The sequence below is a fragment of the Stenotrophomonas maltophilia genome (assembly GCF_004920835.1).
Lineage (GTDB): Bacteria > Pseudomonadota > Gammaproteobacteria > Xanthomonadales > Xanthomonadaceae > Stenotrophomonas > Stenotrophomonas maltophilia_AQ.
Window position 1 is genome coordinate 1 of the sequence record NZ_QFHO01000004.1, and the last position, 11,964, is coordinate 11,964.

The 11,964-nt window shown below is 66.2% G+C and carries 6 protein-coding genes; 5 read left to right on the top strand and 1 reads right to left on the bottom strand.

The features are described from left to right. A partial coding sequence (locus tag DI041_RS21300) for a hypothetical protein (RefSeq protein ID WP_211195542.1) occupies positions 1 to 187 on the top strand: 187 nt, incomplete at its 5' end. A 158-nt stretch (positions 188 to 345) separates the two neighbouring features. On the opposite strand, the gene DI041_RS04355 is transcribed toward DI041_RS21300, so the two are convergent. After that, a complete protein-coding gene (locus DI041_RS04355; RefSeq protein WP_136639174.1) occupies positions 346 to 1,665 on the bottom strand; it encodes a M20 family metallopeptidase in 1,320 nt (439 codons plus the stop codon). A 186-nt stretch (positions 1,666 to 1,851) separates the two neighbouring features. On the opposite strand from DI041_RS04355, the gene DI041_RS04360 reads away from it, so the two are divergent. From DI041_RS04360 to DI041_RS04375, 4 genes are all read left to right on the top strand, one after another. Then, the gene (locus DI041_RS04360) at positions 1,852 to 3,096 is read left to right on the top strand and encodes an efflux RND transporter periplasmic adaptor subunit (protein WP_136639173.1); all 1,245 of its coding nucleotides are present in this window, start codon (positions 1,852 to 1,854) and stop codon (positions 3,094 to 3,096) included. A gap of 74 nt (positions 3,097 to 3,170) precedes the next feature. Continuing rightward, positions 3,171 to 6,404, top strand: a complete 3,234-nt coding sequence (locus tag DI041_RS04365; protein ID WP_136639172.1) for an efflux RND transporter permease subunit — start codon at positions 3,171 to 3,173, stop codon at positions 6,402 to 6,404. 31 nt (positions 6,405 to 6,435) lie between these two features. After that, positions 6,436 to 9,558 (top strand): efflux RND transporter permease subunit, encoded by a 3,123-nt coding sequence (locus tag DI041_RS04370; RefSeq protein WP_136639171.1) that lies wholly within the window; start codon positions 6,436 to 6,438, stop codon positions 9,556 to 9,558. A gap of 327 nt (positions 9,559 to 9,885) precedes the next feature. After that, a complete protein-coding gene (locus DI041_RS04375; protein WP_136639170.1) occupies positions 9,886 to 11,943 on the top strand; it encodes a TonB-dependent siderophore receptor in 2,058 nt (685 codons plus the stop codon). Positions 11,944 to 11,964 lie beyond the last annotated feature (21 nt).

The window sequence follows — 11,964 nt, forward strand, 5'->3', positions numbered from 1 at the left end:
CCCAGACACATTTCTGCCACCGATCCACCACGGGAAAGATCAGAACAATCAAAATCAAAAGCCGATGCTTCAGACGTTCATGACGTCCGCCGTGTCGACCAAGGTCGACACCTACCAAAGCAGGAGGTCGTTCCAACAGCCGCGGGAAGCTGTCGAAGGCGGGGTGGGTCCGGTTGAGGGGATGTGAGCGGCATGGATGCCGCGACCAAGCCCCCAAGGACGGGTTTACGGCGTCCCCCTCAACCGGACCCACCCCGCCATCCCACGGAATGCCAGCCTTTGCTGTTGCTCCGGCTGTTGCCGTTGCCTCTGCGGGTGCAGGGCTGCAAGCCCTGCCGGTAACCCTCACCCCGCCGGGGTGCCGGCACCGTGCAGGTAATCCAGGCTCACCTGCAGCAGCGCGCGCAGTCCCACATCCAGCGCCTTCTCATCCAGCAGGAACTTCGGCGAATGATTCGCCGGTGCCGTCGCCGGATCGATGCCCACGCTGGTCGAACCGACGAAGAAGAACATGCCCGGCACTTCCTTCGCATACAGCGAGAAATCCTCCGCGCCCATCTGCAGCGGCGGCTCGTACACATTGTCCTTGCCCACCACCGCCTGCAGGCTCGGCAGCATCTTCGCGGTCAGTGCCGGGTCGTTCACCGTGGCCGGGTTGCCTTCCGACTCGTAGATGTCGGTCACCGCCTTTGCACCGTGCGCGGCGGCGGTGTGCTCGGCCACGTTGCGCAGGTCGGCGAAGATCTGCTGGCGCATGCCTTCGTCGAAGGTGCGGATGGTGCCCACCATCTCCACTTCATCCGGAATGATGTTGTAGCGGATGCCACCATTGATCGCGCCGAAGGTCAGCACCGCCGGCTGCTTGGACAGGTTGGCGCGGCGGCTGACGATGGTCTGCGCGGTGCCGACCAGGTCGGCGGTGGCCACGATCGGATCAACACCATTCCACGGCGCCGAGCCATGCGTCTGCCGACCGATCACCTTGATTCCGAAACGATCCGAGGCAGCCATCAACGGACCACCACGCACGGCGATCTGCCCAGCCTGCACGCTGGAGAACACGTGCAGGCCGAACACCGCTTCCGGCTTGAAGTCGGCGAACAGGCCTTCCTTCAGCATCAGTGCGGCACCGCCCTCCTCCGGCGGCGGAGCGCCCTCTTCGGCCGGCTGGAAGATCAGCATCACCTGGCCCGGCAGATCCTTCTTCATCGACACCAGTGCTTCGGCCACGCCCAGCAGGGTGGCGGTGTGCGCGTCATGACCACAGGCATGCATCACGCCCACGGTCTGCCCGCGATACTGGTCGGTGGCCTTGGAGGCGAACGGCAGGCCGGTCTGTTCGGTCACCGGCAGCGCGTCCATGTCCGCGCGCAGGGCGATCTTCGGCCCGGGCTTGCCGCCTTCGATGATCGCCACCACGCCGTGGTGGGCGATGCCGGTCTTCGGCTTCAGGCCCATCGCACGCAGGCGCTTGGCGACCTCGGCCGAGGTGCGTACCTCCCGGTTGGACAGCTCCGGATGCTGGTGGAAGTCGCGCCGCCACTCCACCACCTTGGCCTGCAGTCGCTGGGCGGCGGCGGTCACTTCCGGGCGCTGCGCGTCCTGGGCATGGGCGAGGGCCGGCAAGGCCAGCAGCAGGGCGGACAGCAGCAACGAACGGCGCATCACGATCTCCACGGCAGGGGGTTCCAGCTGAATGTAGGGCAACGCCGCCGCCACGGGAACCTCCGCGGCCGGATCCGGTCTTAGCGCCCGTCCCATCCGTCATGCAGGAAACGTGATGTGGCACAGGTATGCTTTGCGCAATGCCAACCGGGGCCGTGCCCCGTCCAGCCCTCTTGGAGTCCTTGAATGTCACGTGTTTGGAAGATCGTGCTGCTGGTCGTGGCGGTACTGGTGCTGGCTGTGGTCGGCCTGCGCGTACTCGGCGGGGGCAAGGACAAGGCCGGTGGCCCGGCGGCAGCTGCGCGCCAGGGTGGCGAGGATCCGGATGCCGGCCCGGTGCCGGTGACTGTGGTGGATGCGGCACGCCAGGACGTGCCGGTCTATGCCAGTGCCTTGGGCACGGTGACCGCGATGAACACCGTCACCGTCAGCCCGCAGGTTGGCGGCCAGCTGATGAGCCTGAACTTCCGCGAAGGCCAGGAAGTGAAGAAGGGCGATGTGCTTGCGGTGATCGACCCGCGCACCGCCCAGGCCAGTTATGACCAAGCGGTGGCTTCCAAGCGCCAGAACGAAGCGCTGCTGGCCACTGCGCGTTCCAACTACCAGCGCTCGAACGCGCCGGAGTATCGCCAGTTCGTCGCCAAGACCGATCTGGATACACAGCGAAACCAAGTGGCACAGTATGAAAGCGCGGTGGCGGCCAACGAGGCCAGCATGCGCTCGGCGCAGGTGCAGCTGCAGTACACCAAGGTCACCGCGCCGATCACCGGTATCGCCGGCATCCGTGCGGTCGACGCCGGCAACGTGGTCAGCGCCGGCACCGCGCTGGTCACGCTGACCCAGATCCATCCGATCCACGTGCTGTTCAACCTGCCCGAGCGCCAGCTCGGCGATGTGCGCCAGGCGCAGGCCGCCGGTGCGGTACCTGTCGCGGCACTGGACCGCGCCGATTCGCATGTGCTGTCCGGCGACGGCAAGCTCGACGTGGTCGACAACCTGATCAGTGCCGACAGCGGCACGTTCAAGGCGCGCGCGATCTTCGACAACACCGACAACGGCCTGTGGCCGGGCCAGTTCGTCAACGTACGCATGCAGCTGCGCACGATTGCCGGTGGCGTGGTCATTCCGACCCAGGCGGTGCTGCGTGGCCCGGACGGCGAGTACGTCTATGTGGTGCAGGGCGACAACTCGGTGAAGATGCAGGCCGTGCGCAGCGGCGTGGAAGTGGGTGACAGCCAGGTGCAGATCGCCGAAGGCCTGAAGGGCGGCGAGCGGGTGGTCAGTGAAGGCCAGTTCCGCTTGAAGCCGGGCAGCAAGGTCACCGCGCTGAAGCCGGGCGAAACCCCGGCGGTGCCGACCGAAGCCGAGCTGAAGGCGGCCGAGCAGAAGAACGCTGGCGGCGGTGGCCGTCGTGGCGGCGGCCCGCGCTGAGCGCAGGCTACCGACCTCCCTCGCGCCGGCAAGCCTGCCGGCGCCGACATTGAAGTGCCAGCAAGGATCAGTCCGTGGGCTTTTCGACGATCTTCATCCGCCGTCCCATCGCCACCTCGCTGTTGATGGCGGGCCTGTTGCTGCTGGGCATCCTCGGTTACCGCAAGCTGCCGGTGTCGGCGCTGCCGGAAATCGATGCGCCCAGCCTGGTGGTCACCACCCAGTACCCCGGTGCCAACGCGACCACGATGGCCTCGCTGGTCACCACCCCGCTGGAGCGCCAGTTCGGGCAGATCTCCGGGCTGGAGCTGATGACCTCCGACTCGTCGGCCGGGTTGTCCACGATCATCCTGCAGTTCTCGATGGACCGCGACATCGACATCGCCGCGCAGGACGTGCAGGCGGCGATCCGCCAGGCCACCCTGCCCTCGTCGCTGCCCTACCAGCCGGTCTATAACCGGGTGAATCCGGCGGACGCGGCCATCGTCACCCTGAAGCTGACCTCGGACACGCGCCCGCTGCGCGACGTCAACAACTACGCCGACTCGATCCTCGCCCAGCGCCTTTCGCAGGTGCAGGGCGTGGGCCTGGTCTCGATCGCCGGCAACGTGCGCCCGGCCGTGCGCATCCAGGTCAATCCGGCGCAGCTGTCGAACATGGGCCTGACCCTGGAGCAGCTGCGCAGCGCGCTGACCCAGGCCAACGTCAACGCACCGAAGGGTTCGTTGAACGGCAAGACCCAGTCCTACAGCATTGGCACCAACGACCAGCTGTCCAGCGCCGCCGAGTACCGCGACACCATCATCAGCTACAAGAACGGCCGTCCGGTGCGGCTGTCGGACGTGGCCCAGGTGATCGATGGCGTTGAGAACGATCAGCTGGCCGCCTGGGCCGATGGCAAACCGGCGGTGCTGCTGGAAGTGCGTCGCCAGCCCGGCGCCAACATCGTGCAGACCGTCGAGCGCATCCGCGCGATCCTGCCGCAGCTGCAGGGCGTGTTGCCAGCCGACGTGCACCTGCAGATCTTCAACGACCGTACCGAGACCATCCGCGCCTCGGTGCATGAAGTGCAGTTCACCCTGATCCTCACCATCGGCCTGGTGGTAGCGGTGATCTTCGTGTTCCTGCGCCGGCTGTGGGCCACGATCATTCCCTCGGTGGCGGTGCCGCTATCGCTGGCCGGCACCTTCGCGGTGATGGCCTTTGCCGGCATGTCGCTGGACAACCTGTCGCTGATGGCGCTGGTGGTGGCCACCGGCTTCGTGGTCGACGATGCGATCGTGATGATCGAGAACATCGTGCGTTACATCGAGCAGGGCAAGAGTGGCAAGGAAGCGGCCGAAATCGGTGCGCGCCAGATCGGCTTCACCGTGCTGTCGCTGACCGTTTCGCTGGTGGCGGTGTTCCTGCCGCTGCTGCTGATGCCCGGCGTCACCGGCCGCCTGTTCCATGAGTTCGCGTGGGTGCTGAGCATCGCCGTCGTGCTGTCGATGCTGATCTCGCTGACGCTGACGCCGATGATGTGCGCTTACCTGCTCAAGCCCGACGCGCTGCCCGAGGGCGAGGACGCGCATGAGCGTGCGGCCGCCGCCGGCAAGCAGAACCTGTGGACGCGCACGGTGGGCCTGTACGAACAGAGCCTGGACTGGGTGCTGGGCCACCAGCGGCTGACCCTGGCCGTGGCCGGCGGCGCGCTGGTGCTGACTGTGCTGCTGTACGTGCTGATTCCCAAGGGCCTGCTGCCCGAGCAGGACACCGGCCTGATCACCGGCGTGGTCCAGGCCGACCAGAACATCGCCTTCCCGCAGATGGAGCAGCGCACCAAGCAGGTGGCCGAAGCACTGCGCCAGGACCCGGACGTGACCGGCGTGTCGGCGTTCATCGGTGCTGGCAGCATGAACCCCACGCTCAACCAGGGCCAGCTGTCGATCGTGCTGAAGGAACGCGGCGAGCGTGACGGCCTGGACAAGATCCTGCCGCGCCTGCAGAAGGCCGTCGCCGGCATTCCAGGTGTCGCGCTGTACCTGAAGCCGGTACAGGACGTGACCCTGGATACCCGCGTGGCTGCCACCGAGTACCAGTACTCGCTGTCGGACGTGGATTCGGCCACGGTGGCCACCCAGGCCACGCGCCTGACCGAAGCACTGCGCAAGCGCCCGGAACTGGCCGACGTCGACAACAACCTGTCCAACCAAGGCCGTGCGCTTGAGCTGAACATCGACCGCGACAAGGCCAGCGTGCTGGGCGTGCCGATGCAGACCATCGACGACACCCTCTATGATGCGTTCGGCCAGCGCCAGATCTCGACCATCTTCACCGAGCTCAACCAGTATCGCGTTGTGCTGGAAGTGGCGCCGGAGTTCCGCACCAGCACCGCGCTGATGGAACAGCTGGCCGTTGCCTCCAATGGTGCCGGTGCACTGACAGGCACCAATGCCACCAGCTTCGGCCAGGTCACCTCGTCCAACTCGTCGACCGCTACGGGCATCGGTGCGCAGAACACCGGTATCACCGTCGGCGCCGGCAACATCATCCCGCTGTCGGCGCTGGCCGAGGGCAAGGTCAGCAGCGCGCCACTGCTGGTCAGCCATCAGCAGCAGCTGCCGGCGGTGACGGTCTCGTTCAACGTGGCACCGGGCTATTCGCTGTCCGAAGCGGTGCGGGCGATCCAGGAAACCAAGGACAACCTGGACATGCCCACCCACCTGCATGCCGAGTTCATCGGCAAGGCTGCCGAATTCACCGGCAGCCAGACCGATGTGGTGTGGTTGCTGCTGGCGTCGCTGGTGGTGATCTACATCGTGCTGGGCGTGCTGTACGAGAGCTACATCCACCCGATCACGATCATCTCCACGCTGCCGCCGGCCGGTGTTGGCGCGCTGCTGGCGCTGATGCTGTGCGGGCTGAGCCTGTCGGTGGATGGCATCGTCGGCATCGTGCTGCTGATCGGCATCGTCAAGAAGAACGGCATCATGATGGTGGACTTCGCGATCGAGGCACGCCGCGCCGGTGCCAACGCGCACGAAGCGATCCGCCGCGCCTGCCTGCTGCGTTTCCGCCCGATCATGATGACCACCGCCGCGGCCATGCTCGGCGCCCTGCCGCTGGCGCTGGGTACCGGCATCGGTTCGGAGCTGCGCCGCCCGTTGGGCATCGCCATCGTCGGCGGCCTGCTGCTGTCGCAGCTGGTGACCCTGTACACCACTCCGGTGATCTACCTGTACATGGAGCGCTTCTCCGAGTGGCTGGCACGCCGCCGTGAACAGCGCGCACTGCGCGATGGTTCACTGCAGGAGCCGCAGGCATGATCCACGCCCCACTGCCGTGGTGGCCCGCACGATGAACCTGTCCGGCCCCTTCATCCGCCGTCCGATCGGCACCGCGCTGCTGGCCATCGGCCTGTTCATGGTCGGCCTGATCTGCTACCTGCGGCTGGGCGTATCGGCGCTGCCGAACATCGAGATCCCGGTGATCTTCGTGCACGCCAGCCAATCGGGCGCAGATGCGGCGACCATGGCCTCGACGGTCACCGCACCGCTGGAGCGCCACCTCGGCCAGCTGCCCGGCATCGACCGCATGCGCTCGTCGAGTTCGGAAGGCAGCTCGCTTGTGTTCATGATCTTCCAGAGCGGCCACAACATCGATTCGGCCGCGCTGGACGTACAGACCGCGATCAATTCTGCACAGGCCGACCTGCCCTCGGGCATGGGTTCGCCGATGTACCAGAAGGCGAACCCGAACGACGATCCGGTCATCGCCATCGCGCTGACCTCGCAAACGCAGTCGGCCGACGAGCTGTACAACGTCGCTGACTCACTGCTGGCCCAGCGCATCCGCCAGATCAGCGGCGTGGCCTCGGTCGACATCGCCGGTGCCTCGACGCCGGCGGTGCGTGTGGACGTCAACCTGCGCCTGATGAACGCGCTGGGCCTGACCGCCGATGACCTGCGCAACGCGGTGCGTGCGGCCAACGTGACCTCACCCACCGGCTTCCTCAGCGATGGCAACACCACCACCGCGATCATCGCCAACGATTCGGTCGCACGCGCTGCCGACTTCGCCGACCTGGTGGTGAAGACCCAGGGCGACGGCCGGGTGATCCGCCTGAAGGACATCGCCAACGTCTACGACGGCCAGCAGGACGCCTACCAGGCCGCGTGGTTCGACCACAAACCGGCGGTGGTGATGTACGTGTTCACCCGCGCCGGCGCCAACATCGTGGAGACCGTAGACCGGGTCAAGGCGCAGATCCCGACCCTGCGCGACTACCTGCAGCCCGGCACCACGATGACGCCGTACTTCGATCGTACGCCGACCATCCGCTCGTCGCTGCATGAAGTGCAGATCACCCTGCTGATCAGCCTGGCGATGGTGGTGCTGACCATGGCGCTGTTCCTGCGCCGGCTGGCACCCACGCTGATCGCCGCAGTGACCGTGCCGCTGTCGCTGGCCGGTGCCGCGCTGGTGATGTACGTGATGGGCTTCACCCTGAACAACCTGAGCCTGCTGGCGCTGGTGATCGCGATCGGCTTCGTGGTCGATGATGCGATCGTGGTGATCGAGAACATCATGCGCCACCTCGACGAGGGCATGCCGCGCATGCAGGCGGCGCTGACCGGTGCCCGCGAGATCGGCTTCACCATCGTCTCGATCACCGCCTCGCTGGTGGCGGTGTTCATCCCACTGCTGTTCGCCAGCGGCATGATGGGTGCGTTCTTCCGCGAGTTCACCGTTACCCTGGTCGCGGCCATCGTGGTGTCGATGGTCGTCTCGCTGACGCTGACCCCGGCGCTGTGCAGCCGCTTCCTCAGTGCCCATGATCACAAGGCAGCGCCGTCGCGCTTCGGCCGTTGGCTGGATGCCGGCCACGAGCGCATGCTGCGCATCTACACCGTATTCCTCGACTTCTCGCTGCGCCACGCGTTGCTGCTGTCGTTGACGCCGCTGATCCTGATCGGCGTCACCATCTTCCTGTTCGGCGCAGTGAAGAAGGGCGCGTTCCCGCCGCAGGACACCGGCCTGATCTGGGGCCGCGCCAACTCCAGTGCCACCGTTTCCTTCGAAGACATGGTCGCCCGCCAGCGTCGCATCACCGACATGCTGATGGCCGACCCGGCGGTGAAGACCGTGGGCGTACGCCTGGGCAGCGGCCGCCAGGGCTCCAGCGCACAGTTCAACGTCGAGCTGAAATCGCGCAAGGAAGGCCGCCGCGAAACCACCGCACATGCACTGGCACGCTTGAGCGCCAAGGCCGACCGTTACCCCGACCTGCAGCTGCGCCTGCGTGCGATCCAGGATCTGCCCAGCAACGATGGCGGCGGCTCCAGCCAGGGCGCGCAGTACCGTATCTCGCTGCAGGGCAATGACCTGGCGTCCCTGCAGGAATGGCTGCCCAAGCTGCAGGCGGAACTGAAGAAGAACCCGAAGCTGCGCGATGTCGGCACCGATGTCGACAATGCCGGGCTGCGCCAGAACATCGAGATCGACCGCGCCAAGGCTGCGCGCCTGGGCGTATCGGTCGGCGCCATCGATGGGGCGCTGTACGGCGCGTTCGGCCAGCGCCAGATCTCGACGATCTACTCGGACATCAATCAGTACAGCGTGGTGGTCAACGCCCTGCCCTCGCAGACCGCTACGCCGGCAGCGCTGGACGAGGTGTACGTGCGGGCGCGCAACGGCGAGATGGTGCCGATCACGGCGATGGCCAAGCAGGTGCCGGGGCTGGCGCCGTCGCAGATCACCCACGAGAACCAGTACACGACGATGGACCTGAGCTACAACCTGGCGCCGAACGTGAGCATGGGTGAGGCCAAGGCGATCATCGACGCGACCGTGGCCGGCATGCGCATGCCCGGCGACATCCGCCTGGCCGATGATGCGGGCTTCGGGTTCAACTCCGATCCCAGCGACATGCTGATCCTGGTGTTTGCCGCGATCCTGACCGTGTACCTGGTGCTGGGCATGCTGTACGAGAGCCTGATCCATCCGGTCACCATCCTGTCCACGCTGCCGGCGGCCGGAGTGGGCGCGCTGCTGGCGCTGTTCGGCACCAACACCGAACTGTCGGTGATCTCGATGATCGCACTGGTGCTGCTGATCGGCATCGTCAAGAAGAACGCGATCATGATGATCGACTTCGCGCTGGTGGCGCAGCGCGAGCATGGGCTGGCGCCGCGCGAAGCGGCACGCGAGGCCAGTATCGTGCGCTTCCGCCCGATCATGATGACCACGATGGTGGCGATCCTGGCCGCCGTACCGCTGGCGATCGGCCTCGGCGAAGGGTCCGAGCTGCGGCGCCCGCTGGGTATCGCGATGATCGGCGGCCTGCTGTTCTCGCAGAGCCTGACGCTGCTCAGCACACCAGCGCTGTACGTGATCTTCTCGTGCCTGGCCGAACGCTGGCGGGCACGCCGCGCACGCAAGCGCGAAGCGAAGCTGCTCAAGCGCGCGCAGCGGGCGTAGAAGGGTCATCCACGCATGGCGTGGATCTACTACTGGTAGAGCCGGCCGCTGGCCGGCTTTCTCCATACAGCCAATCTGCCGGCCAGCGGCCGGCACTACCGTGGATGCAGATGGTGGGTGTGGATGGTGGGTGCGGACCGTTGGTCCGCACGCCTCCGGGTTTGACGCGCCGTAACGAAAAGAGAACAATTCTCATCCAGCCATGGTCCTGCGCCCCGTTGTGGCGCCCCGCTGCCGGCTTCCGGCACGCCTGTGTGATCCCAGCCACTGCCCCTTCCCCCACCCGTGGGCGGATGGCCTGTGGCCGTCCGTCGAGGACCACCATCGATGCTGCCTTCCCGTTCCCCCCGCCTGGCCCTGCTGGCCGTTGCCCTTTCCGCCGCCTGTGCCGCCCACGCCGAAGCGCCGGCCGGCAGCCGTAGCGCCACCGATCTGGATGCGGTGAAAGTCACCGCCGAACGCACCCATACCGACGCCGGTGCACTGGGCGACCGTGCGCTGCGCGACACTCCGTTCGCGATCACCGCGGTTGGCCACGAGCAGATAGAGCAGCGCCAGGTGGTCTCGCTGGGTGAAGCCTTCCTGCTCGACCCCTCGGTCAGCACCCAGGTCAGCGCCTATGCCAGTGGCTGGAGCTCGCCGATCCGCAACCGCGGTCTGGAGCTGAACTACGACAGCTACCGGGTCAATGGCCTGCAGGTCTCGTCCTGGGGCACCGAATGGCCACTGGAAGTAATGGAACAGGTCGATCTGCTGAAAGGCCCGGGCGGATTCCTGTATGGCTTCGGCACCCCCGGCGGCATCGTCAACTACATCACCAAGAAGCCAACCGACACGCCCACGTTCTCCGCCCAGCTGGGCTGGCGCGAACAGGGCATCGTCAGCGGCGGCATCGACGTTGGCGGCCGCTTCGGCAACGAGCAGATGTTCGGCTACCGCTTCAACGCATACCAGGAAAAGGGCGAAACCTTCAACGGTGGCCATGTCGATCGCAAGGTCGGTGCACTGTCGCTGGACGCGCGCCTGAGCGATGCGCTCACCTGGACCTTCGACGGCGTGTTCCAGTCGCGCGACCTGCGCGAGGAATCACCGCAGTACTACTTCCGTGGCCTGACCTCGTTGCCGCGGCCGATCTCTGGAGATACCGACAACAGCGTACCCGGCACCTACTACGACACACGCTCCAGCCTGCTGTCGACCGGCTTGAACTGGCAGATCAACAGTGACTGGAAGGCCAGCCTGAGTTATGGCGTCACCACTTCATGGAATGACGTCAACAAGATCTTCGCCTACATCGATGATCTCAACGGCGACTACGACGTCAATGTCTACGAACTGGGTGGCAAGAGCGAGTGGAAGCTGGCCCAGGCGATGTTGCAGGGCAGCTTCCACACCGGTCCGCTGCAGCATCAGGTGGTGGCAGGCATCAGCCACCAGACCGGGCTGGGCTGGGACCGTCCCTACGAGTGGAACCTGATCGGCCGCGCCAACCTGTACCAGCGCCATGCCATCCGCCACGACGCCGTCGGTTCGCGGGTGATGACCCGCGGCGACGAGACGGTGCAGCAGGCGGTGTTCGCAAGCGATACGGTGAACCTCGGCAGCGGCTGGTCGGTGCTGGCGGGCTGGCGCTACAACGACTTCGAAACCAAGGGGCGATACCACACCTACCCGGTCACCCCGACCTACGCCGTGATGTTCAAGCCCAGCGAGGCGGTCACCCTTTACGCCAGCTACATCGAGTCGCTGGAAGCGGGCAGCCGCGTAGGCAACAGCTACATCAACGCCGGTGACGTGCTCGATCCCACCATCAGCAAGCAGTACGAGATCGGTGCCAAGGTCGAAGCGGCGCGTTGGAATGCGAACGTGGCCGCGTTCCGGCTGGAACGTGGTGCCAACATCGATGAGCTCACGCCGGCCGGCAAGCGCCTGGTGCAGGATGGCGTCACGCTGTACGAAGGCATCGAAGCCAGTGCCGACCTGCACCTCAACGATGCACTGACGGTCGGCGGCGGCGTCACCTGGCTGGATCCGACCTACGACAAGCTGTCCCCGGGCAGCGCCGCACAGGAAGGCAACCGTACCGCCGGTGCTGCGCGCTGGAGCGGCGTACTGCACGCCACCTACCAGCTGCCCTGGGTAGACGGTTTGGAGACCTATGCCGCCGTGCGCTACTACGGCGATGTCTGGTACGACGCCGACAACACCCTGAAGCTGCCCGACTACACGCTGGTGAACGCAGGCATCGGCTATCGCCTGCTGGCGTCAGGCCATCCGGTGACCCTGCGTGCCAGCGTCGAGAACCTGGCCAACCGCAGGTACTGGTCCAACGCCGGCGCCGGCCTGCCGCGCACGTTCGCGGTGAGCGTGCGTTGGGAGATGTGATCCAACGGTAGCGCCGCGCTG